Annotated in this window: 21 protein-coding genes; 17 read left to right on the top strand and 4 right to left on the bottom strand. The window is 62.3% G+C overall.

Annotated features, from left to right (window positions below):
- Positions 1–29 precede the first annotated feature (29 nt).
- The 3 genes from iolG (at position 30) to G6N74_RS07680 (ending at position 3,140) form a co-directional block, all read left to right on the top strand.
- Positions 30–1,031 (top strand): inositol 2-dehydrogenase, encoded by a 1,002-nt coding sequence (gene iolG / locus G6N74_RS07690; protein ID WP_165116021.1) that lies wholly within the window; start codon positions 30–32, stop codon positions 1,029–1,031.
- 11 nt (positions 1,032–1,042) lie between these two features.
- Positions 1,043–1,837 (top strand): SDR family oxidoreductase, encoded by a 795-nt coding sequence (locus tag G6N74_RS07685; protein ID WP_165116019.1) that lies wholly within the window; start codon positions 1,043–1,045, stop codon positions 1,835–1,837.
- A 211-nt stretch (positions 1,838–2,048) separates the two neighbouring features.
- Complete coding sequence (locus tag G6N74_RS07680) at positions 2,049–3,140, top strand: 3-deoxy-7-phosphoheptulonate synthase (RefSeq protein ID WP_165116017.1); 1,092 nt, start codon at positions 2,049–2,051, stop codon at positions 3,138–3,140.
- 213 nt (positions 3,141–3,353) lie between these two features.
- On the opposite strand, the gene G6N74_RS07675 is transcribed toward G6N74_RS07680, so the two are convergent.
- The gene (locus G6N74_RS07675) at positions 3,354–4,463 is read right to left on the bottom strand and encodes a Gfo/Idh/MocA family protein (RefSeq protein ID WP_165116015.1); all 1,110 of its coding nucleotides are present in this window, start codon (positions 4,461–4,463) and stop codon (positions 3,354–3,356) included.
- Between the two features lie 149 nt (positions 4,464–4,612).
- Here G6N74_RS07675 and G6N74_RS07670 point away from each other — a divergent pair, with 149 nt between their 5' ends.
- From G6N74_RS07670 to G6N74_RS07615, 12 genes are all read left to right on the top strand, one after another.
- The gene (locus G6N74_RS07670) at positions 4,613–5,443 is read left to right on the top strand and encodes a MurR/RpiR family transcriptional regulator (RefSeq protein WP_205826573.1); all 831 of its coding nucleotides are present in this window, start codon (positions 4,613–4,615) and stop codon (positions 5,441–5,443) included.
- Between the two features lie 239 nt (positions 5,444–5,682).
- Positions 5,683–7,617, top strand: a complete 1,935-nt coding sequence (locus G6N74_RS07665) for a bifunctional 5-dehydro-2-deoxygluconokinase/5-dehydro-2-deoxyphosphogluconate aldolase (protein WP_165116013.1) — start codon at positions 5,683–5,685, stop codon at positions 7,615–7,617.
- A 20-nt stretch (positions 7,618–7,637) separates the two neighbouring features.
- The gene (gene iolD / locus G6N74_RS07660) at positions 7,638–9,488 is read left to right on the top strand and encodes a 3D-(3,5/4)-trihydroxycyclohexane-1,2-dione acylhydrolase (decyclizing) (protein ID WP_165116011.1); all 1,851 of its coding nucleotides are present in this window, start codon (positions 7,638–7,640) and stop codon (positions 9,486–9,488) included.
- Positions 9,489–9,673: 185 nt separating this feature from the next.
- The gene (gene iolE / locus G6N74_RS07655) at positions 9,674–10,591 is read left to right on the top strand and encodes a myo-inosose-2 dehydratase (protein ID WP_165116009.1); all 918 of its coding nucleotides are present in this window, start codon (positions 9,674–9,676) and stop codon (positions 10,589–10,591) included.
- A 79-nt stretch (positions 10,592–10,670) separates the two neighbouring features.
- Positions 10,671–10,877: a DUF3329 domain-containing protein gene (locus G6N74_RS07650; protein WP_165116007.1), complete on the top strand. Its 207-nt coding sequence runs from the start codon at positions 10,671–10,673 to the stop codon at positions 10,875–10,877.
- 4 nt (positions 10,878–10,881) lie between these two features.
- A complete protein-coding gene (gene iolB, locus G6N74_RS07645; RefSeq protein ID WP_165116005.1) occupies positions 10,882–11,679 on the top strand; it encodes a 5-deoxy-glucuronate isomerase in 798 nt (265 codons plus the stop codon).
- Between the two features lie 291 nt (positions 11,680–11,970).
- On the top strand, positions 11,971–12,984 hold the full coding sequence (locus G6N74_RS07640) for a DUF4424 domain-containing protein (RefSeq protein WP_165116003.1): 1,014 nt from the start codon (positions 11,971–11,973) through the stop codon (positions 12,982–12,984).
- Complete coding sequence (locus G6N74_RS07635; protein WP_165116001.1) at positions 12,984–13,505, top strand: dihydrofolate reductase; 522 nt, start codon at positions 12,984–12,986, stop codon at positions 13,503–13,505. The genes G6N74_RS07640 and G6N74_RS07635 overlap by 1 nt, the downstream gene beginning before the upstream one ends.
- A gap of 150 nt (positions 13,506–13,655) precedes the next feature.
- Positions 13,656–14,765 (top strand): FtsH protease activity modulator HflK, encoded by a 1,110-nt coding sequence (gene hflK / locus G6N74_RS07630; protein WP_165115999.1) that lies wholly within the window; start codon positions 13,656–13,658, stop codon positions 14,763–14,765.
- Entirely contained in the window at positions 14,765–15,706 is a 942-nt protein-coding gene (gene hflC, locus G6N74_RS07625) for a protease modulator HflC (RefSeq protein ID WP_091914813.1), read from the top strand. Before hflK ends, hflC begins: the two co-directional genes overlap by 1 nt.
- 6 nt (positions 15,707–15,712) lie before the next feature.
- Positions 15,713–15,898 (top strand): DUF2065 domain-containing protein, encoded by a 186-nt coding sequence (locus tag G6N74_RS07620; protein ID WP_165115997.1) that lies wholly within the window; start codon positions 15,713–15,715, stop codon positions 15,896–15,898.
- Positions 15,899–16,034: 136 nt separating this feature from the next.
- On the top strand, positions 16,035–17,630 hold the full coding sequence (locus G6N74_RS07615) for a DegQ family serine endoprotease (RefSeq protein ID WP_165115995.1): 1,596 nt from the start codon (positions 16,035–16,037) through the stop codon (positions 17,628–17,630).
- A 108-nt stretch (positions 17,631–17,738) separates the two neighbouring features.
- Here the strand turns inward: G6N74_RS07615 and G6N74_RS07610 are convergent, their stop codons facing one another.
- The 3 genes from G6N74_RS07610 to serB all read right to left on the bottom strand — a co-directional run bounded on the left by G6N74_RS07610 (position 17,739) and on the right by serB (position 21,044).
- A complete protein-coding gene (locus G6N74_RS07610) occupies positions 17,739–19,193 on the bottom strand; it encodes a DUF1254 domain-containing protein (protein WP_165115993.1) in 1,455 nt (484 codons plus the stop codon).
- A 406-nt stretch (positions 19,194–19,599) separates the two neighbouring features.
- On the bottom strand, positions 19,600–20,160 hold the full coding sequence (locus G6N74_RS07605; protein WP_165115991.1) for a GNAT family N-acetyltransferase: 561 nt from the start codon (positions 20,158–20,160) through the stop codon (positions 19,600–19,602).
- Positions 20,157–21,044, bottom strand: a complete 888-nt coding sequence (serB, locus tag G6N74_RS07600; protein WP_165115989.1) for a phosphoserine phosphatase SerB — start codon at positions 21,042–21,044, stop codon at positions 20,157–20,159. The genes G6N74_RS07605 and serB overlap by 4 nt, the downstream gene beginning before the upstream one ends.
- Between serB and miaA the strand changes: the two genes are divergently transcribed.
- Positions 21,022–21,978, top strand: coding sequence for a tRNA (adenosine(37)-N6)-dimethylallyltransferase MiaA (miaA, locus tag G6N74_RS07595; RefSeq protein WP_165115987.1), 957 nt, complete (start codon positions 21,022–21,024; stop codon positions 21,976–21,978). The two genes, serB and miaA, sit on opposite strands and share 23 nt — an antisense overlap.
- Before the next feature lie 128 nt (positions 21,979–22,106).
- Complete coding sequence (locus G6N74_RS07590) at positions 22,107–22,898, top strand: GGDEF domain-containing protein (protein WP_165115985.1); 792 nt, start codon at positions 22,107–22,109, stop codon at positions 22,896–22,898.
- Positions 22,899–22,902: the final 4 nt, after the last annotated feature.

Raw genomic sequence — 22,902 nt, 5'->3', positions numbered from 1 at the left:
CGGGCCGCACTTCAAGATGAGGCGTTATCATGACAGTTCGCTTTGGCCTGCTCGGTGCGGGCCGTATCGGCAAGGTTCACGCCAAGGCCGTGGCTTCCAACCCGCAGGCGCAGCTGGTTGCCGTTGCCGACGCTTTTGAAAAGGCGGCGAAGGAACTCGCCGGCGCTTATGGCTGCGCCATCCGTACGATCGACGAGATCGAGAAAGCCGACGATATCGACGCCGTCATCATCTGCACGCCGACGGACACCCATGCCGACCTGATCGAGCGCTTCGCCAAGGCCGGCAAGGCGATCTTCTGCGAAAAGCCGATCGACCTCGACGTCAAGCGCGTGGAAAAATGCCTGGCCGTGGTCGAAAAGACTGGCGCTACCCTGATGGTCGGCTTCAACCGCCGCTTCGATCCGCATTTCGCCGCCGTGCGCAAGGCGATCGACGACGGCGCAATCGGCGATGTCGAGATGGTGACGATCACCTCGCGCGATCCCGGCGCGCCGCCGGTCGATTACATCAAGCGCTCCGGCGGTATTTTTCGCGACATGACTATTCATGATTTCGACATGGCGCGTTTTCTGCTCGGTGAGGAGCCTGTTTCGGTCAGCGCCCATGCCTCGGTGCTGGTCGACAAGAAGATTGGCGAGGCCGGCGATTTCGACAGCGTCAGCGTCATCCTCGAAACCGCCTCTGGCAAGCAAGCCGTCATCTCCAATTCGCGCCGCGCAACCTATGGCTACGACCAGCGCATCGAAGTGCATGGCTCGAAGGGCATGGTGGCGGCGGAAAACCAGCGGCCCGTTTCCATCGAGATCGCCAATGGCAAGGGCTATACGCGCCCGCCGCTGCATGACTTCTTCATGACCCGCTACACCGAAGCCTATGCCAATGAGATCACCGCCTTCATCGAGGCGATGAGCAAGGGCAAGAAGGCTTCGCCCAGCGGCCGCGACGGGTTGATCGCACTGTCGCTGGCCGATGCGGCGCTGAAATCGGCCAAGGAAGGCAAGATGATCCGCCTGAAAAGCAAGGATTGAAGGGAACCGTGATGTCCGACCTGACAATGCGTAATGCCGGCACGAACGCCCTGATCACCGGCGGCGCGCAGGGCGTCGGGCTGGCGGTGGCGCGGCAACTGGTGGAGGAGGGCTGCAAGGCGCTCGTGCTGCTTGGCCGCTCCGAAGACAAGGGCAGGGTGGCAGTTGCCGAACTTGAAAAGCGCGGCGCGGAAGCGATCTTCGTCAGCGCCGATCTTGCCGATCCGGCTGCCTGCCTGGCCGCCGTCGAGACCGGCGTGAAGCGGTTCGGCAGCCTCAACGCGCTGGTCAATGCGGCCGCCTCGGCGGCGCGCGGTTCGCTGGTCGAAACCACGCCGGCAATGTTCGACGAGATGTTCGCCATCAATGTGCGCGGCCCTTTCTTCCTGATGCAGGGTTTGGTCAAACATCTTCTCGAAACCAGCCAGCCCGGCTCGATGGTCAATGTCTTGTCAGTGAATGTGCATGGCGGCCAGTCGTTCCTGTCGTCTTACTCCGCCAGCAAGGGCGCGCTGGCGACGCTGACCAAGAACGTCGCCAACGCCTATCGCCGCAACCGCATCCGCTGCAACGCGGTGATGCCGGGCTGGATGGACACGCCGGGCGAGGCGATGACGCAGGCGAAGTTTCACGATGCGGCGCCGGACTGGCTGGCGAAAGCCGAGGCTGCCGCGCCAATGGGCCAGCTCGTCAAGACGCATGAGATGGCCGGCCTGATCACCTATATGCTGTCGCCTCAATCCGGCGTCATGACCGGCGCTTTGGTCGACTACGACCAGAATGTGCCGGGTATTATCGGCGAGTAATCATCGTGCGTGACAAATCCCGCGGCTTCGGTTAAATAGCGCGCATGATCCACCTGGCCGCCTCGTTTTGGTACTTTAGCTACTGCAGCTCGCTGGCGGCGGGAGGATTGCGCTCGATCTAAGATTGCAGCATCAAAATCCGAACAGCCGCCAGACCTGGCGGCTTTTTTGTTTTTGCCGGCAGGTCTCCTAAAATCAGGAGCAGAAAGCCGTGTTGACCACCACAGACGACCTCCGGGTCAAGGAAATCAAGGAACTGAGCACACCAGACGAGGTGATGCAGGAGATACCGCGCACGTTGACGGCGACGAAGACCGTCACCGCGTCGCGCAATGCCATCCATGCCGCGCTGACGGGCACTGACGATAGGCTCGTCGTGGTCGTCGGTCCGTGCTCGATCCACGACCCGGTTGCTGCGGTCGATTATGCCAGTCGCCTAGTGGCGCTGCGCGAGGAATTGTCAGACCGGCTCGAGATCGTGATGCGGGTCTATTTCGAGAAGCCGCGCACGACGGTCGGCTGGAAGGGTCTGATCAACGATCCCGATCTCGACGGCAGTTTTCAGATCGACAAGGGGCTGAGGCTGGCGCGCAACGTGTTGGCCGCCGTTAATAATCTCGGCCTTCCGGCAGCCACCGAATTCCTCGACATGACGACGCCGCAATATATCGCCGACCTCGTCTCCTGGGGCGCGATCGGCGCGCGCACGACCGAAAGCCAGATACATCGCGAGCTGGCGTCCGGACTTTCCTGCCCCGTCGGCTTCAAGAACGGCACCGACGGCAATCTGCGGATCGCCGCCGAAGCCGTCAAATCGGCAGCCCAGCCGCATCATTTCATGGCGGTGACCAAGGGCGGGCGCAGTGCCATTGCCGCGACCACCGGCAATGAGGACTGCCATGTCATCCTGCGCGGCGGGCTTGCACCCAACTATGATGCGGCCAGCGTCGAGGCTGCCAGCGTGGAACTCTCGCGCATCGGCGTTGCGCCGAAGCTGATGATCGATGTCAGCCACGCCAACAGCGGCAAGAAGCCGGAAAACCAGCCGAAGGTCGCAGCCGACGTGGCGGCCCAGGTCGCCGCCGGCGACGATCGCATCATCGGGCTGATGATCGAGAGCAATCTGGTCGCTGGCCGCCAGGATGTGGTCGAGGGCAAGCCGCTTGTCTATGGGCAGAGCATCACCGACGGCTGCATCGACTGGGAAACGACGGAAACGGTTCTGCGTGGTCTGGCTGACGCCGTCGAGCAGCGCCGGCAGGTGCGGGGCGATATGATAGCCATGCGTTCGGGAGCAGCGTGATCGGGGTTTAATATTCTCCTTCAAGCACACGCGAGAGATTCCCCCTCTCCGTCGCGCTTCGCGCGCCACCTCTCCCCCGCTTTGCGGGGGCGAGGAACCCAGGTTCTGCTATGCGTCGACCTAGGAAGTGTCGCGACATCGGCGGGTAGCGGTTCCTCGCCCCGCTTGCGGGGAGAGGTGGCTCGGCGAAGCCGAGACGGAGAGGGGCTCTAACTACCGCACCGCCACCCATCGACCTTCCTCGAAGGATCGCGCCATGGCATGCACGGTGCGCTCGATCTCCAGCCCCTCGTCAAACTCGATGATATTGGCCGGCCTGCCGCCAATGCGAGCAATAAGCTCGTGGCATTCGATGATCTTGAGATCGTTGAAGCCCAGCCCATGACCGGGGGCGGGCACGAAGCGGTCGTAGGGTGAGTGAACGGGTGCGGCGAGGATGGTGCGGTAGCCTTGTTCAGTCGGACGATCCGAGGTCACATAAAGCTGGAATTCGTTGAAGCGCTCCTGGTCGAACAGGATCGAACCTTTTGAGCCGAAAATCTGCACGGCGATGCGGCCCTTGCGGCCCCAGGCCGAACGGTTGACCAGCAAGGTGCCAGATACGCCGTTTTCGAGATGCATCAAGGCACTGGCTATGTCGTAGGTCTCGACCGCGCGACTTCCACCACCTTCGACGCGCCGCTCGGCATAGGGTTTTGCCATGTCGCACATGACTCGGCTGACGCGCCCGAACAGGGTCTGGACCAGCGACAGCGGATGGACGGCGAAATCGTCGAGCGCGCCATAGCCGGAGGTCGCGGCGTGCTTCCAGCCGAAGGCCGTGTCGGCGTCGGCCATGAAATCCTCGTCCATTTCGATACGCAGATGGTTGACCGCGCCGATGGTGTTTTCGGAGAGCAGCGTGCGGATCTGGCGTATCGCTGGGCTCTGGATGTAGTTGTAGCCGAGCACTGCAACCTTGCCGGATTTGCGCGCGGCGGCAAGCATCGCTTCGGCTTCCGCGAAGGATGGCGCCATCGGCTTTTCGCACCACAGGTGCTTGCCGGCTTCAAGTGCGGCGATCGCCATTTCCGGGTGGAATTGGTTGGGCGTGGCCAGTGAAACGACCTCCACCTCAGGGTCCGCGATGACGGCACGCCAGTCGCCCGAGCCTTTTTCGAAGCCGAACTCATCGGCGCGGCGCGTGGCAAGTTCGGCATTGGCCTCGCCGAGATGGACGAGCCGCACGGGTGCGACATCGCCGAACACCGTGCGCACCGAGTTCCAGGCGATCGCGTGGCATTTGCCCATGAAGCCCGTTCCGATAAGACCGACGCCTGTCATGATCGCGCTTTCCTCCCTTTGTGTGCTTGTGGCGTATGGATTAATCTAAATTTTCCCGCAGTGGAATGGATGATCCATTTTTTATGACTTTCTTCGCCGGCTCCATTATGCTCTTGCGAGAGGGACGGGGACCAAGCAGTGTGAAACGCATGAACATCGAACCAGACCTGCCGCGCGACTATGAAACACTGAGGGCAAAAATCCTCGACCAGAGGCAATCGCTGCCCAAGCGCATCGCGCAGGTCGCCGCCTATTCGCTCGACAATCCCGACGAGATCGCTTTCGGTACGGCGGCCAGCATCGCCGCTTCCGCAGGCGTGCAGCCCTCGACGCTGATCCGCTTTTCCCAGCATCTCGGCTTCGACGGTTTCACCAGCCTTCAATCGGTGTTTCGCGAGCGGCTGCGCGAGCGTACGACCTCTTATGAAGACCGGCTGACGACGCTGCGCGGCTCGGCGCCAGAAGGGGGCAGGAACCGGGCGATTTTCGATGGGTTTGTTGCTGCGGCGAGCAATTCGCTGGATCAAATATCGCGCTCCATCGACGATGGCGTGCTTGAGCGGGCTGTGACCATTCTTGCGAGGGCCGAGACGATCTACCTGCTCGCCCGGCGTCGCTCCTATCCGATCGCCAGCTATATGGCTTACGCCTTCGGCAAGCTGAAAATCCGCAGCCAGCTGATCGAATCGGCTGCCGGGCTCGATCCCGAGATCATATCCTTTGCCGGCCCGAAGGATGCCGTTCTGGCGGTCAGCTTCTCGCCCTACGCGTCTGCGACCGTAGATCAGGCCAGGCTGCTTTTCGAGCAGGGTGTGCCGGTGGTGGCCATCACCGACAGCGCGTTCTCGCCGCTGGCGCAGTCGGCTGCTGAGTGGTTCGAGGTCGCCGAATCGGATTGCGCCGGCTTCCGCTCCATGTCGGCGACAATGGCGCTGGCCATGACGCTGACGGTGGCGGTGGCCGAAAAGCGCCGTGACTGATGGAATACGGTCATTCCACGGGAAGAATATACATTCCATATTGACTAGAGTGTGGAATTAATATTTCGTATTTTTATCAGCGGCTGTTGACCAGAATGCGCTGAACAAGCAATCCCTGGATCGCCATGCGTCGCGCTTGCGTGCGCAAAGGTCGATCTGACATTTTTGAATGAGCATCGAAATGGTCCGAAAGCCGGATTTCGGTTTTCGGTTCGATGCTCCGGTTTCGGGAGGAAGCCATGGCAGGGTCTCGTGGCGCCGAAAAAGTGCTGCTCGACGTCATCACCATCGGCCGCGCATCGGTCGATCTCTATGGCCAGCAGATCGGTTCGCGGCTGGAGGATATCGCCTCCTTCGCCAAATCGGTGGGCGGCTGCCCGACCAACATCGCCGTCGGCACGGCGCGGCTGGGCCTGAAATCGGCGCTGGTCACCCGCGTCGGCGACGAGCAGATGGGCCGCTTCATTCGCGAACAGTTGCAGCGCGAGGGCGTTGCCATAGACGGCATCGCCACCGATCCCGAGCGGCTGACTGCGCTGGTGCTGCTGGCGGTGGAGGAAGAGGGCGTTTCGCCGATGATCTTCTATCGCTCCGACTGCGCCGACATGGCGCTTTCGGAAGGCGATATCGACGAAGCTTTCATCGCTTCGGCAAGCGCCATCGTGGTCACCGGCACGCATTTTTCGCGCGAAAACAGCGCCGCCGCGCAGCGTAAGGCAATCCGCATCGCCAAGCAGAATGGCGGCAAGGTCGCGTTCGACATTGACTATCGCCCCAACCTCTGGGGCCTTGCCGGCCATGCCGAGGGCTTTGGGCGCTACGTGAAATCCGACCGCGTCTCGGCGCAGTTGAAGGCCGTGCTGCCGGATTGCGACCTGATCGTCGGTACCGAGGAAGAGATCATGATCGCATCGGGCGCGGACGATGTGCTCGGCGCGCTGAGGGCGACCCGTGCGGTCTCAAGCGCCACGATCGTGCTCAAGCGCGGCGCGATGGGCTGCATCGTCTATGATGGCGAGATCAGCGACGATCTTGAAGACGGCATCGTCGGCAAGGGTTTCCCCATCGAGGTCTACAATGTGCTCGGCGCAGGCGATGCCTTCCTGTCGGGCCTGCTGCGCGGCTGGCTCGGTGGAGAGGATTGGCAGACCACTGCCACCTGGGCCAATGCCTGCGGCGCATTCGCCGTCTCGCGCCTGCTCTGCGCGCCGGAATATCCGACGTGGGAAGAGCTGCAGTTCTTCCTGAAGAACGGCAGCAAGCAGCATGCACTCCGCAAGGACGAGGCGATCAACCACATCCATTGGGCAACCAACCGCCGGCGCGAAATCCCGTCGCTGATGGCGTTGGCGATCGACCATCGCTCGCAACTCGAGGATGTTGCGGCAAGGCTCGGCGTCGATGCGGCGCGGATCGGCGATTTCAAGGTGCTGGCGGTGAAGGCTGCAGCGCGAGTTGCGAACGGCCGCGAAGGCTACGGCATGCTGCTGGACGAAAAGCATGGCCGCGACGCCATGTTCGAATTCGCCCGCCATCCGTTTGCATGGCTGGGGCGGCCGGTCGAGCTTCCGGGTTCGCGGCCGCTGCGTTTCGAGTTCTCGCAGGACATCGGCTCGCAGCTTGTCGATTGGCCGGTCGACCACTGCATCAAATGCCTGAGCTTTTACCACCCCGACGATCCGGCTGCCCTGAAGGAAGAACAGCAGCAGAAGCTGCGCGCACTGTTCGAGGCATCGCGGCGGGTGGGGCGCGAGTTGCTGGTCGAGATCATCGCCGGCAAGCATGGCAAGCTCGATGACGAGACGATCCCGCGCGCCTTGCAGGAGCTTTACGATCTCGGCATCAAACCGGACTGGTGGAAGCTGGAGCCGCAGGCCTCGGCGGAGGCGTGGCGCAAAGTCGAGGCGGTGATTTCGAAGAACGATCCGTGGTGCCGCGGCGTCGTGCTGCTCGGCCTGGAAGCGCCGCAAGCCGAACTGGAGGCCGCTTTCGCCGCGACCGCCGATGCGCCGGTGGTGAAAGGCTTTGCCGTCGGCCGCACCATATTCGTGGACGCCGCCGAAAAGTGGCTGGCCGGGAAAATCTCGGACGAGGAGGCGATCGCCGACATGGCGTCGCGTTTCGAAAAGCTCACCGAAGCGTGGCTTGCCGCGCGCGGACGCAAGGCGGCATAAAGGGCTGGGAGGAATAAGCGATGACAAAGACAATCCGCCTGACCATGGCGCAGGCGCTGACGCGCTTTCTCGCCCGCCAGATGACCGAGATTGACGGCGAGAAACTGCCGTTGTTCGGCGGTGTCTGGGCGATCTTCGGGCATGGCAATGTCGCCGGCATGGGCGAGGCGCTCTACCAGGTCCGCGAGGACCTGCCGACTTTCCGCGCCCATAACGAGCAGGCGATGGCCCATGCGGCGATTGCCTATGGCAAGGCGCATTTCCGCCGCCGCATCATGGCGGTGACCTCCTCGATCGGCCCCGGTGCCACCAATCTGGTCACGGCCTGCGCGCTGGCCCATGTCAACCGGCTGCCGCTGCTGCTTTTGCCGGGCGATGTCTTCGCTAACCGCATTCCCGACCCGGTTTTGCAGCAGGTGGAGAGTTTTGGTGACGGCACCGTTTCGGCCAATGACTGTTTCCGCCCGGTATCGCGCTATTTCGACCGCATCACGCGGCCCGAGCAGATCATCCCGGCTTTGGCGCGGGCCATGCAAGTGCTCACCGATCCGGCCGAATGCGGGCCTGTGACACTTTCGCTATGCCAGGATGTGCAGGCCGAGGCTTACGATTATCCCGAGAGCTTCTTCGAGGAGCGGCTGTGGACGCAGCGCCGGCCACGCCCGGACCGCACCGAACTGGCGGCGGCGGTGGCAGCACTTAAGGACGCGAAGAAGCCGCTGATCATCGCAGGCGGTGGCGTGCTCTATTCGCAGGCATCCGGCGATCTCGCCCGGCTGGTCGAGGCGACCGGCATTCCGGTCTGCGAGACGCAAGGCGGCAAATCCTCGCTGCCGGACGATCATCCGCTCAACATGGCCGCGGTCGGTGTCACCGGCACTTCGGCTGCCAACCGGCTGGCGGAGGAGGCCGATGTGATCCTGGCGGTCGGCACGCGTTTGCAGGATTTCACCACCGGCTCCTGGGCGCTGTTCCGGAATTCGGAAAAGACTTTTGTCGGGTTGAATGTGCAGGCGTTCGATGCGGGAAAACATCGCGCGCTGCCGCTGGTGGCGGATGCTGCGGAAGGGTTGGCGGAACTGGGCGCAGGGCTGAAGGGCTACAAAGCGCCGGCAGCGTGGACGCAAAACGCCAAGGCGGGCAAGGCCGAATGGCAGGCGGCGGCTGCCAAGGTCACCGCTTCGACCAATGCCGCGCTGCCTTCGGATGCGCAGGTGATCGGCGCGGTGCAGCGGGCGATGGGTTCGGGCGTCACGGTGCTTCATGCGGCGGGCGGGCTGCCCGGCGAATTGCACAAGCTGTGGCAAGCCGGCGCGCCGGGTTCCTACCATGCCGAATACGGCTATTCCTGCATGGGTTACGAGATTGCCGGCGGGCTCGGCGTCAAGATGGCGAAGCCCGACGAGGAAGTCGTCGTCATGGTCGGCGACGGCTCCTACCTGATGCTGAATTCGGAGATCGCCACTTCGGTGATGCTCGGCCTGCGGCTGACCATCGTGCTGCTCGACAATCGCGGCTATGGCTGCATCAACCGGCTGCAGATGGGCACCGGCGGGGCCAACTTCAACAATCTGCTGAAGGACTCGCGCCACCAGACCTTGCCCGATATCGACTTCGCCGCCCATGCCGCAAGCCTCGGCGCGATCTCGGAAAAGGTGTCGTCGGTGGCGGAGCTGGAGACGGCGTTGGGTCGCGCCAAGCAGAACCCGCGCACGACCGTGGTGGTCATTGATACCGATCCGCTGATTTCGACCGACGCCGGCGGGCATTGGTGGGATGTGGCGGTGCCGGAGGTGAGCGCGCGTAAGGAAGTTGTCGCTGCGCGGAAGGCTTATGAAGAGGCGGTGAAATTGCAGCGGGTAGGGGATTGAGGTCGGCGCTGCCCCTCATCCGCCTGCCGGCACCTTCTCCCCGTATAGGGACGGGGAGAAGGAGGAAGCTCCAACGCTGGCGCCTCCCTCTCCCCGTTCACGGGGAGAGGGTAAGGGTGAGGGGCAGCGCCAACCTCCCAAATTACAACAGAACGATCCCAACGATCTGAAACCGGAGCAACGACTTGAAAGCCAAACTGGGCATGTCACCCATCGCGTGGTGGAACGACGATCTTGTGGAACTGAGCGATGATGTCTCGCTGGAGGAATGTCTTCGCCAGTCGCGCTCGGCGGGTTTCACCGGCATGGAGAAGGGCCGGCGTTTTCCCGACGATCCGGAGGTCATGCTGCCGATCCTGAAGGCTGCGGACGTCACCCTTTGCGGCGGCTGGTTTTCGGGCACGCTGGTCGATGAGGACCTGTCGGCCAACAAGCGCCGCATCCAGCCGATGATCGACCTGTTCAAGGCCGTCAACGCGCCCTGCATCGTCTATGGCGAGGTCGGCCGCTCGATCCAGGGCGACCGCTCGAAGCCGCTGGCGACGAAGGCGGTGCTCTCCGACGACGAGATGAAGGTATACGCGCGTAAGGTCACCGAATTCGGCGAATGGTGCGCCGGGCAGGGCATGCCGCTTTCCTATCATCATCATATGGCTGCCGTCGTGCAGTTCGAGCACGAGCTGGATGCCTTCATGAACCATTCCGGCGAGGGCATTCCGCTGCTGCTCGATGCCGGTCACCTCGCTTTCGCTGGCGGTGACGTGTTGCGCGCCATCGACAATCACCACAAGCGCATCAGCCATGTGCACGTGAAGGATATCCGCCGTGGCGTGATCGACGGCCTGGACCGGAAGAGGCAGTCGTTCCTCGACGCGGTGGCGCTGGGCGCCTTCACGGTGCCGGGAGACGGCTCGCTGGATTTCGCCGCTATCGTGCAGCGCTTCGCGGATCATGGCTATGAAGGCTGGTTCGTGGTCGAGGCCGAGCAGGACCCGAAGAAGAACCCGCCGCTGAAAATGGCTCAGGTCGGCCACAAGGAATTGATGCGGGTGATGAATGCTGCCGGCTACACTGTCGAGACGCAGGGCTTCCCCAATGTCTGATCGTGCTGGCACATCCCTGCCGGACTGTGCCAAGCTTGGGCGCAAGAGCTGACCTGATTTCCGATTGGAGCCGTTTCATTTGACCAAGGATAACGAACATCCCTTCTTCCACCCGCTGTGGCGGCGTATCGCGCTGGTTGCATTCTGCCTTGTCTGGGCGGGCATCGAGTTCGCGATGGATTCGCCGACATGGGGAATGATCATGCTGGGATTTTCCGCCTACGCTGCGTGGCAGTATCTCTTCAGCTATGCGCCGCCGCCTGTGGATGCCGACAAGAAGGATTAAAGCCATGTCGAAGCTTTTGGTGAAGGCCAAGGATGGCGGCGGCCGCGTCGCCCATGTGACGCCGCAAAGTGCCGGCTGGGGTTACGTCGGTTTCGACCTGCATCGCCTGACGCCCGGCGAGACGGTGGCGGAGAGCAGTGGTTCGCGCGAGGTCTGCCTCGTTTTCGTTTCGGGCAAGGGCAGGGTCCATGCCGGCGGGCAGGATCTCGGCGTTCTCGGCGAGCGCATGTCGCCCTTCGAGGGCAAGCCATGGTCGGTCTATGTGCCGCAGGACACCGAATGGTCGGTGGAAGCCGGCACCGATCTGGAACTCGCCGTCTGTTCCGCACCCGGCCTCGGCGGCGGGCTGCCGGTGCGGGTGATCGCGCCGAAGGATCTTCACGAGGAATTGCGCGGCAAGGGCACTAACACGCGCTACGTTACCAACATATTGCCGGAAGGCGAGCCGGCGGATTCGCTGCTGGTGGTCGAAGTGATCACACCCGGCGGCCACACATCGAGCTACCCGCCGCACAAGCACGACCAGGACAATCTGCCTGCTGAGTCCTACTTGGAAGAAACCTATTACCACCGCCTCAACCCGCCCCAGGGTTTTGCTTTCCAGCGCGTCTACACCGACGACCGTTCGCTGGATGAGACGATGGCGGTGGAAGACGGCGACGTGGTGATGGTGCCCAAGGGGTATCATCCCTGCGCTGCCTGCCATGGTTACGATCTCTGGTATCTCAACGTCATGGCTGGGCCGAAGCGGACGTGGAAGTTCCACAATGCCACCGAGCATGAGTGGCTGCTGAAGGCTTGAGGCTGCTTGCCGACTCTGCCCTGACAGTCATCTGCTGGCTTTTCCTACTTCGACGACGGTGCCGCCCCTCATCCGCCTGCCGCCACCTTCTCCCCGTATAGTACGGGGAGAAGGTGGCTGGCCGCGACGCTGACGCCTCCCTCTCCCCGCCCTTACGGGGAGAGGGTACGGGTAAGGGGCAATTCCGGCCATCGAATTTGCTTTGATCACACCTCCCCAGGCAGGTTAGATGCCCATGCCTGACTGACTCGGCAAAACCATGCCGATCAGCGCAACGCCGGGGGATTTTTCATGCTTCGCCACGTCCTGCTCGCCAGCCTCGTCACCGTGTCGGCGCCGGCGCTGGCCAATGACTCTGTGGCCGAACTCGGCACCGGCGGGCTGATTCTGTCGCGCACCGACGCGATCGCCATGGAAAGCGAAGACCTGTTCATCTCGCAGGAGAAGGTCACGGTCGACTACGTGTTCCGCAACCAGACGGACAAGGATGTCGACACCATCGTCGCCTTTCCGATGCCGGATATTGCCGGCAGCCCTTATGAGATGCCGGCGATACCCAAAAACGATGTCGACAATTTCCTCGGCTTCGAGGTTTCGGCCGACGGCCAGGCGATCAAGCCGGAACTGGAGCACAAGGCGGTCGCCGTCGGCATCGATGTATCCGACGAGTTGAAGGCGCAGAACGTACCGTTCTATCCGTTCGGCGATACCGCGGTGAAGGCGCTGGAGGCGCTGCCGCAGGATGTCGCCGACGACTGGCTTGATCGCGGCATCATCGTCATCGACGAGTTTGATGATGGCTCGGGCATGAAGAGCGTGCGCACGCCCTATTGGCAGTTGCGCTCGACCTATTGGTGGCGTGCGAAATTTCCGGCGGGAAAGACGGTGAAGGTCGCCCACAGCTATCAGCCCAGTGTTGGCGCCTCGGTGGGGCTGAACTTCTTCAATGACGGAAAATTCCAGGGCGACGGCTATGCCGACTACAAGCAGCGCTATTGCATGGATGCCGCTTTCGAACGCGCCGTTGCCAAATCGGCGAAGGAAAATGCCGACGGCTATCCCTCGCTCAGCGAGAGCCGCATCGCCTATGTGCTGACCACGGGCGGCAACTGGGCCACCGGCACTATCGGTAAGTTCGCGCTGACCATCGACAAGGGCGATCCGAAGAACATCATCTCCTTTTGTGGCAACGGTGTCGAAAAGGTCGGGCCGACGACCTTCCGCATGACGGCGAACGATTTTTATCCCGAGCGCGATCTCAACATATTGATCCTCACTCCAAGCCAGAGCGGGAGCGGTAACTGATGCATATCGCGATCTATGTCGCCATCGCCGAAAACGGCGTGATCGGCCGCGAGGGCGGGTTGCCGTGGCGGCTTTCGAACGACCTCAAGCGCTTCAAGGCCGGGACGATGGGCAAGCCGATCGTCATGGGCCGCAAGACTTGGGAGAGTTTTCCCAAGCGTCCGCTGCCGGGGCGGCTGAACATCGTGGTGACCCGCGACCGGAGTTTTTCCGTCGAAGGCGCCGAGATCGTCGGCTCGCTGGAGGATGCGATCACGCTTGCCACCGTGCGCGGCCGCTGCATGGATGGCGCGGACGAAATCTGCATCATCGGCGGCGGCGAGATCTACCGGCAGGCCTTGCCGATGGCGGACCGGCTACATGTGACGCATGTGCTGGGCGAAATCGACGGCGACACTCGTTTTCCGGCGATCGACCCTCGGATTTGGCGTATTGTCCGCGCGGAGGAGCTGCCAGCCGGCGAAAAGGACAGCCATGCGACACGCTATACGGTTTACGAACGCCGTGCGGACGTGCATTGAAGGCGTGCTTGGGGAACGTGTCGCATCTGAAAAGGTGCGGCGCAGACGGCGGTTGCGTTGAAAGCGCGTGATGGCGTCCCTATAGAAGGAAGATAAGGAATTTGGGCCTGTCGCAGCAGGCGCGGAAGTTTTTGAAGCGAAAGGACATTCATGCCCTGGAACAATCAGAGTGGAGGAGGCGGCGGCGGTGGCCCATGGGGCGGCGGCGGCGGCAATAGCGGCGGACCATGGGGGCAGGGCCCTCGTCCGAGCGGACCGCAGGGTTCTCCCCCGGATCTCGAGGATATCATCCGCCGCGGCCAGGACAGGCTGAAGAACGTTCTTCCCGGCGGCGGCGCCGGCAACCCGGCCCTTTTCGGCCTCATCGCCATAGCACTTCTGGTGTTCTGGGCCTTCCAGGCCGTCTACACCGTGCAGCCGGACGAAGTGGCTGTCGAACTGCGCTTCGGCAAGCCGAAGGACCAGCTCTCGGAGCCGGGCCTGCATTTCCATTGGTGGCCGATCGAAACGGTCGAGAAGGCCAACACGGCTGAAAAGCTGATCAATATCGGCGGCGGTTCGGACCGCGCCAGCTCGGGCCTGATGCTGTCGGGCGACCAGAACATCGTCAACGTGCAGTTCTCGGTGGCCTATCAGGTCAACAATCCGCGCGATTATCTTTTCAACGTGTCCAACCCGGACGACATGCTGCGGCAGGTCGCCGAAAGCGCAATGCGTGAGGCCGTGGGCCGCCGCCCGGCGCAGGACATTTTCCGCGACGATCGTCAGGGCATTGCGGATGCCGTGCGCGGCATCATCCAGACCTCGCTCGAGGAATATGGCTCGGGCCTCGCGGTCAACGCCATCTCGATCGAGGACGCTTCGCCGCCGCGCGAAGTGGCGGATGCGTTCAGTGAGGTGCAGCGCGCCGAGCAGGACGAGGACCGTTTCGTCGAGGAATCCAACCAGTACTCCAACCAGAAGCTCGGTCAGGCTCGCGGTGAGGCGGCTCAGGTTCGCGAAGAAGCGGCTGGTTACAAGAACCGTGTCGTGCAGGAAGCCGAAGGTGAGGCGCAGCGCTTCATCTCCGTCTACGACGAATATGCCAAGGCACCCGATGTGACGCGCCAGCGCCTGTTCATCGAAACGATGGAAAAGGTGCTCAAGGGCTCCAACAAGGTCATCGTCGAACAAGGTAGCGGCCAGGGCGTCGTGCCCTATCTGCCGTTGCCTGAACTCCAGAAGCGCGCACCTGCCGCTCCCGCCGAAGGAGGCAACTGATGAGCAACCGACTTCCAATCATCGGCCTCATCGCCGTCGTCCTTCTCTTCATCCTCTATTCGTCGGTGTTCGTGGTGAACGCCAAGCAGCAGGCGATCATCCTGCGCTTTGGTGAAATCGTCGACGTGAAGACGCAGCCCGGCATCTACTTCAAGGCGCCGTTCGGCATCTTCGAAGCAGACAATGTCCAGATGGTCGAGAACCGCGTCCTGCGCTTCGACCTCGACGACATCCGCGTGCAGGTTTCGGGCGGCAAGTTCTACGATGTCGATGCTTTCATGGCCTATCGCATCTCGGACCCACGTCGTTTCCGTCAGGCCGTTTCGGGTAACATCTCGCTTGCCGAAGCCCGCCTCAAGACGCGTTTCGACGCGGCCTTGCGCCGGGTCTACGGTCTGCGCGGTTTCGAGTCGGCGCTGTCGGAAGAACGTGCCTCGATGATGCGTGAGGTGCGCGACCAGCTCCGTCCCGACGCAACCTCGCTCGGGCTGGAGATCGAGGATGTCCGCATCCGCCGCACCGACCTGACGCAGGACGTTTCGGCGCAGACCTTCGAGCGCATGAAGGCCGAGCGTCTGGCCGAGGCCGAGAGGCTCAGGGCACGCGGCCGTGAAGCAGCACAGCGTATCCGCGCCCGCGCCGACCGCGAAGTCATCGAGACGGTTGCCGAAGCGCGCAAGGAATCGGAAATCCTGCGCGGTGAGGGCGAAGCCGCTCGTAACGCTGCCTTCGCCGGCGCGTTCCAGCGCGATCCTGAGTTCTTCGAGTTCTACCGCTCGATGAGCGCCTACAGCTCGGCGCTGGATAATTCCGGCACGACGATGGTGCTGTCGCCGGATTCGGAGTTCTTCCGCTTCTTCCGCAATCCGAACGGTACGGCCTCGGGGGCAGCGCCTGCCGCTCCGGCTGCGGGTGCAGCACAGCCAGCCACCGGCCAGTAATCGCCGGTGTCCGACTTTATCGCCGCCGTGGGTCTGGTCCTCGTCATAGAGGGCCTGATCTACGGCGGTTTTCCGTTGCTCGCCAAGAAGCTGGCGGCGGAGGTGCTTCTGGTGCCTGAAAACGCCCTGCGCGTTGCCGGGCTTGCGGCGATCGCCATCGGCGTCGGCATCGTCTGGATTGCCCGCGGGTAATTCACACAAGATTGTCGGCCATCCCGCCCCGGGCAGTATGCAAGGCCGCAAACACGCCGTATTTTACCTGCCACATGGTAATGCGCCCCTAGGGCTGCCACGCTATTTCTTTATCTGAACCGGAGGCCACCTGCTTATGACGTTCACACTCGTACCGCCTGCGGTAAGAAGAACCTTCGTGGCCGCGACCATGGCGCTGCTGGCCGGCGCGGTCGCCGCGCCTTACGTCGCCGTCCCCGCGCTGGCGCAGGATAAGCCGAAGATCGCGCCGCAAGCACAGACGCCGGTTCAGCCACCGAGACTCGCGCCGCAAGGTCCGGCTTCGGTTGCCGATCTGGCCGAGGGGCTGCTAGGTGCTGTCGTCAACATTTCGACGTCGCAGACGGTGAAGGGTGGCGAAGGTCCGGGCGCTGTGCCGATGCCGCAACTGCCGGAAGGCTCGCCATTCCAGGATTTCTTCGACGATTTCTTCAAGAACCGCCAGGGCAACAAGGACGGTGAAGGCGGCGGCGGTGGTGGCGGTGGATCGCAGAAGGTCCAGTCGCTCGGTTCCGGCTTCGTGGTCGATGCCGAAAAGGGCATCATCGTCACCAACAACCACGTCATTGCCGATGCAGACGAGATCGAGGTGAACTTCTCCGACGGCTCCAAGCTCAAGGCGACGCTCAAGGGCACCGACACCAAGACCGATATCGCCGTGCTGCAGGTCGATCCCAAGGGCAAGAAGCTGACGGCTGTGAATTTCGGCGATTCCAACAAGATGCGCATCGGCGACTGGGTGATGGCCGTCGGCAACCCGTTCGGTCTTGGCGGCACCGTCACGGTAGGCATCATCTCGGCGCGTAACCGCGATATCAATTCCGGCCCCTATGACGACTTCATCCAGACGGATGCGGCGATCAACCGGGGCAATTCCGGCGGTCCGCTGTTCAATATGGAAGGTGAAGTCGTCGGTATCAACACGGCCATCATCTCGCCCTCGGGCGGCTCGATCGGCATCGGCTTCTCGATCCCCTCCGAGTTGGCTGCCGGCGTCGTTGCCCAGCTCAGCGAATTCGGCGAGACGCGCCGCGGCTGGCTCGGTGTGCGCATCCAGCCGGTCACCGACGAGATCGCCGAAAGCCTCGGCATGAAGAGCGCCAAGGGCGCACTGGTCGCCGGTGTCATCAAGGGCGGGCCGGTCGACAACGGCTCGATCCAGCCGGGTGACGTGATTACCAAATTCGACGGCAAGGACGTTCACGAGATGCGCGACCTGCCGCGTGTCGTGGCCGAAAGCCCGGTGGGCAAGGCCGTGGACGTGCTGATCGTGCGCAAGGGCGTCGAGCAGACCGTCAAGGTCACGCTCGGCCGTCTGGAAGATGGCGAAAAGCTTAGCCAGGACGAAGAGGACAAGCCGGCACAAGGCGAAGGCGACAGCGGCGCGGTCGCGACCGCTTCCGTTCTCGGCATGACCATCGGCGAGTTGAACGACGAAGCGCGCAAGAAGTTCGAGATCGGCGCCGAGGTTTCGGGCGTCGTCGTCACCGAAGTCGCGCCGAATTCTGCAGCTTCCGCGCGTGGCATCCTCGCCGGCGAAGTGATCACCGAGATCGCTCAGGAATCGGTCTCGTCGCCGAAGGACGTGATGGACCGCATCGGCGCGCTGAAGGAACAGGGCCGCAAGAACGCCCTGCTCATGCTGGCCTCCAAGAGCGGCGAACTGCGCTTCGTGACCGTGCGGATGGACTGAGTCCGGAAACGGTCGCAAGTGTTTGATTTTTTTTGGGAAAGGGCGGTCGAGTGACCGCCCTTTTTCTTTGCGTTCGAGAATCGGTTTTCAACCGTTGCAGCCTTTGCGTCAGTCAACCTTTTTGACAGGTGGCGGTGCCCACGCCCCCTCTAGAAATTCCTCGCGCGGGGAGTAGAGGCGCATCAGCAGGTTGAACGGTGCCTTGCCTACCGGGAGCCAGTTGGCCTCTTTATCCGATCCCGGGGAGGCGGACTGGATATAGAGATCGACAGAGCCATCGGCGTTGGCAGTGAGCTTGTCGCGGTCGCCGATCGCCTGACGTTTAAGCGTGTTGGGGATGAAGTAGCCTTCGATGTCATAGGCCGTCACCGACCAGAACGCGTCTACCGGCGGCAGATTGCCCCTGTCGAAATGCAGCACGTAGTTGTTGCTGCCATCCAGCGCGCGGCCCTCAATGTCGCTGGACAGTGAAGGATAGACCGCGTCCTGCGGCAGGTTCTCGCCGACGCAACATTGGGCAATGGCCGCGCGGTAGAGATAGTCCGTGCCATAGGTGCCGCTGCGGGTCGTGTATATCCAGCCCTTGCCGCCGATGCCGGCTGCCTTCTTGCCTTCAGCCAGCACCAGCGCCTTGCCATCGGCATAGCCGCTCTCGAATGCCTGCCGGACAGTTGCCGGTACTTTCGTGAAATCGAAACTCTCTCCAATCTTGAAGCCCGCACGTTCGAGCCGATGAACAATCGGATAATCGACCGCGTTCGGCGGATTGTCTTTCAGCAGTTCGGCAAAACTCCAGAAGAAGGTCGCGGCATCCATCTTCTCCACCACAGCAGGCGGATCAGCTCTCATATCGATACTCGGATCAACCACACCCTTTGGCGCAACATGCGCGTCCTTGCCCCAAGCCGAGAGGGGCGTGAGCTTCATGCTGTCCTGTACCTTATGCACGTTCTCGTAGTCTGCGGCGCCATTGGTTTGCGTCCGGCCGATGATCCAGACATACCGGGTGGGGCTTCTAATGACCTCCAGACCCTCAGGCGCATCGCCCTGCCACTGCGGCCCAACCACAAGGAAATCTCGCGCAATGTTCTTGCCGGTAGTGCGCGTGCCAGGCACGGCGAACACGTCCGTCCAAAGGCTGAGCATCGGCAGCATGAAATAGCGATCGGCTGCAGGCACCGAAAGGACAATCGGCTCCGCTTTCAAGTCGAGGGTGGCGGCCGAGTAGAGGGTGTCGACGTTCGTGCGAATGACGATCCTGTCTTCAGCCTTCGGAAAGGCGCGAGCGTGATGAAACTGGTTTGGCGGACCGAAGGCGTCTCCGGGCGGCGCCTCCGCGAAATTGCTCAGCTTCCGTAACGTGGCATGCGTCAGCATCATGGGGTAGGCGTAGACATAAGCGTCCTTCGCGATAGTGCGGGCCTCCTGCTCCGAAAGCGCTTCGGTTTGCGCCGGACGGCTCGTCGGGATGGGCGATGCTTGCTCTTGAGCGAGGGCCGGGTGGACAACGCTGACGGCGAGGATTGCAACGGCCGAGATGGTTACGAGCCAATTCTTTTGCATCTGTGCCTCTCCTTCAATCGGCGTTGAGACCGGTTTTGCTGATGAGTAATGCACCCTGGAACCGCCGGATAAAACCGAGCGTATGATCCGAGATCAGATTGGAGATAATCAAACCGTTGGGAGCGTGATAGTTGGACCTTGGCCCATCTGACCTTGTCTAACGGCGCTTCTCGCTCCGGTAGGTATGACATAGGTATGGGGTAGCAGGCGGCGCGACCGTGAGGGGGCAGCGCCGACGTTGGGCAGCCCTCATACGGCCTTCGAGCCACCAGCCCTTCGCTATGGCTTCGGGCTAAAAGCCAAATCGTTGGCTTTTCGTCGCCATCGGCGGCCGCTTCTCACCCCGCGAACGGGAAGAAGGAAACGGCTCGCCTCGAAGAATGTCCCCTGCGTCCGAAAGTCGGGCTTACTTCCTTGCCCGCCAGTCTTCCCGCGACAGCCGGTACAGCGCATGCCGCTTCAGTTCCGGATGCGTGTCGGGCACTTCAGGATGATCGAAGTCGCCTGATGGTTCGCGGCGCATGCCGAGACGTTCCATGACGGCTGTCGAGCGGTGATTCTTCTCGACGGCGAAGGAAATGATTTCCGGCTTGCCAAGGGTGTCGAAGCCGAAATCGAGCAGTGCGGCAGCACCCTCCGTGACATAGCCCTTGCCCCAGAATTCCGGCGCCAGCCGCCAGCCGATCTCGATCGTGCCGGAGGGCGCAGCCGGCTCGATCTCGGCGTCGTGGAGGCCAATGAAGCCTATGCATTGACCCGTCGTGGCTATTTCTGCCGCCATCCAGCCATAGCCGTTTTCAGTGTTCTCGGCGCGTATCGCGTCCATCTTGGCGTCGGCATGGGCGCGGTCGCGGCGGAAGGGGAAGAACTCCATCACCGTTTCGTCGGAGTTGATGCGGAAGAACAGGTCGCGGTCGCGCTCTTCCCAGTTGCGCAGGATAAGGCGTTCTGTGCGAATAGGCTTCATGCAACAAACTCCTTCTCGCTGTAGCCCTGAAGGTAGAGCAGGGCGGTGAGATCACCATGGTCGATGCGCACCTTTGCCTCGGCTGCGACCGATGGCTTGGCGTGGAGCGCGACGCCAGTGCCGGCAAGATGGATCATGTCGAGATCGTTGGCGCCGTCGCCAACGGCAATCGCGTCCGCCGGCGAGAGCCCGAGGCGTGCGGAGATTTCGTTCAGCGCGTCAGCCTTGGCGGCGCGGCCGAGGATCGGCTCGGCAACCTCGCCGGTGAGATGGCCATTCACCTCGATGAGACGGTTGGCGCGGTTCTCGTCGAAGCCAAGCATGGCGGCGATGCACGAGGTGAAGACATCGAAGCCGCCGGAAACCAATGCCGCGTAGGCGCCGTTGGCGCGCATCGTCGCGACCAGCTGCAGTCCGCCGGAAGCCAGTGTCAGGCGATTGGCGATGATGCGGTCGATGACGGCGGCGTCGAGCCCTTTCAAGAGTGCCACGCGTTCGCGCAGCGCCGGTTCGAAGGCGATCTCGCCATTCATCGAGCGCGCGGTGATGGCCGCGACATGCGCCTTGACGCCAATCTCGTCGGCCAGTTCGTCGATGCATTCCTGGTCGATCATGGTCGAATCCATGTCGGCAATCAGGATCTTTTTCCGGCGCGTTTCGCTTTCCTGGACGACGATGTCGATGGGTTCGCCGTCCAGCGCTGCACGCAACTTCGACTGAGCTTCGTCCGCCGAAATGGAATTCGGCAAAGCGATATCGCAGGCGATTTTCTCGGAAAGCCAGCGAACAGAGCTTGCGCCGACCGCCTGCGAGGCCATATTCGCCAGCGATTGCGAAAGTCGGCTCTGGGCCGGATGGGAAATGAGCGTGGCGACAAGCGACATGGAGAAATCCGGCAAGGCTGAGGGTGGCGGAAGCATCAGGAACGCGATCCTGATAGCCGGGCCGACCGCCAGCGGCAAGTCGGCGCTCGCGCTCGACCTTGCCGAGAAGAAAAACGGCGTGATCGTCAACACGGATTCCATGCAAGGCTATGCCGTGCTGAACGTGCTGACGGCGCGGCCCGGCCCGGAAGACCTGGCGCGCGCGCCGCATCACCTTTACGGCCACGTTTCGCCGAGAACCGCCTATTCGACCGGCGCCTGGCTGCGCGACGTGATGAGGTTGATGGGCGAGGGGGTGTTCGAGGGCAGGACGCCAATTTTCGTTGGCGGCACCGGGCTCTATTTCCGGGCGCTGGCGGAAGGCATTTCCGAGATGCCGGAAATCCCGCCGGCGATCCGCGACCGGTGGCGCTACCGCCTGCTCGAGGACGGACCCGACCGTCTGCACCGCATCCTGCGGCAGGAGGATCCCGAAACCGCCCAGAGCCTGCGCCCCACCGACGGGCAGCGCATCGTTCGGGCGCTGGAGGTGCTGGAGGCATCGGGCCGTTCCATCCTGCACTGGCAGGCTGATAGCGGGCATCCGCTGATAGACCGGGAAAGCGCTCACTTCTTTGTGATCGAACCAGAGCGTGCTGCGCTTGTGCATCGCATAGACCAGCGGTTTGATCATATGCTTGAGGCAGGCGCGCTGGAAGAGGTGAGAGCGCTGAGCGCATTGGAGCTCGATCCGGCCTTGCCTGCCATGAAGGCGATCGGCGTTCGGGAGCTTCAGGCCGCGGATTCAGGAAAAATTAAGTTTTCCGAGGCAACTATACGCGCAAAGATTGCAACGCGACAATATTCCAAGCGACAAGGAACATGGTTCCGCAATCAGCTTGGGCCCGAGTGGCAGCGCATCGACGCTTCGGTTGCTTTGGAAGCGAAAGGGTAGGGGGGATTTCAATACAGCTTGCGCGGCGCAAATGGCTGCGCTGTTCTCGCCTTGCGGTTGCCGGGGTTAACCCTCCGTAAGGTCCAAGGTGGCATAACAATTCACGACAGCTCGTCAACGGAAAGAATATGCGCTTCCACCAGTCGGAATCGGCCTTTTTTGTATTGATTACCGTTATTCTCGCGGCCGGAGCGGTGATCGTGCATGCCTACGGCGTTCTTCACACGTCGACCGAGACGCTTTACCAGCCGGAGCGGATGGAGGGCGTCGCCTATCTTTCCAAATTGCTTTTCGCGACGGGTGTTCTTCTCGCAACTGCGCTGTTCTTCGGCATCTTCTTCATCTATCCGCAGATCCGCACGCAGGTGAAAGAGCAGGGCAAGCTGCGCGCCATGACGGCCTCTCTCAGCGCCCGCTCAGTAACACTGGAACAGGCCGCGCTCACCGACGCGCTGACCGGCATGCAGAACCGGCGCTATTTCGACGATGCGCTGCGGGAATATCTCGAGGAGTTTCGCAAGATAGACAAGCCTGTCGGCCTGATGATCCTCGATCTCGATCATTTCAAGCAGGTCAACGACACGCACGGACACGATATCGGCGACGATGTGCTGCGCGCCGTCGCCAGTTGCCTGAAGGACATGACCCGCTACCACGATGTCGTCGCACGTCTCGGCGGCGAGGAATTCGCGGTGGTGGCACCCAACATGGACGCCGACATGCTGACCCGGCTCGCCGAGCGCATACGCAAGGCGATCGCCGCCACCACGGTGTTCAACGGCAACATACGTCTGAAGATCACCACCAGCGTCGGCCTTGCCGTCTGGGATCGCAAGGAAACGGCCGAAGAGTTCTTCCGCCGCGCCGACAAGCAGCTCTACGAGGCCAAGAGACAGGGCCGCAATCGCGTCAGCGCCTGAGAAT

It is taken from the genome of Mesorhizobium zhangyense, assembly GCF_011045115.1.
GTDB classification, from domain to species: domain Bacteria; phylum Pseudomonadota; class Alphaproteobacteria; order Rhizobiales; family Rhizobiaceae; genus Mesorhizobium_M; species Mesorhizobium_M zhangyense.
The sequence above is the reverse complement of the archived record's forward strand: the minus strand, read 5'-3'. Positions and strand labels throughout refer to the sequence as shown.

What these genes read in the sequence shown, in the direction of transcription:
- iolB (WP_165116005.1), top strand. Translation starts at nt 10,882, where the DNA reads ATGTCGAAGCTTTTGGTGAAGGCCAAGGATGGCGGCGGCCGCGTCGCC.
- serB (WP_165115989.1), bottom strand. Translation starts at nt 21,044, where the DNA reads ATGTCGCTTGTCGCCACGCTCATTTCCCATCCGGCCCAGAGCCGACTT.
- G6N74_RS07640 (WP_165116003.1), top strand. Translation starts at nt 11,971, where the DNA reads ATGCTTCGCCACGTCCTGCTCGCCAGCCTCGTCACCGTGTCGGCGCCG.
- G6N74_RS07675 (WP_165116015.1), bottom strand. Translation starts at nt 4,463, where the DNA reads ATGACAGGCGTCGGTCTTATCGGAACGGGCTTCATGGGCAAATGCCAC.
- hflK (WP_165115999.1), top strand. Translation starts at nt 13,656, where the DNA reads ATGCCCTGGAACAATCAGAGTGGAGGAGGCGGCGGCGGTGGCCCATGG.
- G6N74_RS07685 (WP_165116019.1), top strand. Translation starts at nt 1,043, where the DNA reads ATGTCCGACCTGACAATGCGTAATGCCGGCACGAACGCCCTGATCACC.
- G6N74_RS07670 (WP_205826573.1), top strand. Translation starts at nt 4,613, where the DNA reads ATGAACATCGAACCAGACCTGCCGCGCGACTATGAAACACTGAGGGCA.
- G6N74_RS07590 (WP_165115985.1), top strand. Translation starts at nt 22,107, where the DNA reads ATGCGCTTCCACCAGTCGGAATCGGCCTTTTTTGTATTGATTACCGTT.
- G6N74_RS07610 (WP_165115993.1), bottom strand. Translation starts at nt 19,193, where the DNA reads ATGCAAAAGAATTGGCTCGTAACCATCTCGGCCGTTGCAATCCTCGCC.
- iolD (WP_165116011.1), top strand. Translation starts at nt 7,638, where the DNA reads ATGACAAAGACAATCCGCCTGACCATGGCGCAGGCGCTGACGCGCTTT.
- iolG (WP_165116021.1), top strand. Translation starts at nt 30, where the DNA reads ATGACAGTTCGCTTTGGCCTGCTCGGTGCGGGCCGTATCGGCAAGGTT.
- miaA (WP_165115987.1), top strand. Translation starts at nt 21,022, where the DNA reads ATGAGCGTGGCGACAAGCGACATGGAGAAATCCGGCAAGGCTGAGGGT.
- G6N74_RS07605 (WP_165115991.1), bottom strand. Translation starts at nt 20,160, where the DNA reads ATGAAGCCTATTCGCACAGAACGCCTTATCCTGCGCAACTGGGAAGAG.
- hflC (WP_091914813.1), top strand. Translation starts at nt 14,765, where the DNA reads ATGAGCAACCGACTTCCAATCATCGGCCTCATCGCCGTCGTCCTTCTC.
- G6N74_RS07615 (WP_165115995.1), top strand. Translation starts at nt 16,035, where the DNA reads ATGACGTTCACACTCGTACCGCCTGCGGTAAGAAGAACCTTCGTGGCC.
- G6N74_RS07665 (WP_165116013.1), top strand. Translation starts at nt 5,683, where the DNA reads ATGGCAGGGTCTCGTGGCGCCGAAAAAGTGCTGCTCGACGTCATCACC.
- G6N74_RS07635 (WP_165116001.1), top strand. Translation starts at nt 12,984, where the DNA reads ATGCATATCGCGATCTATGTCGCCATCGCCGAAAACGGCGTGATCGGC.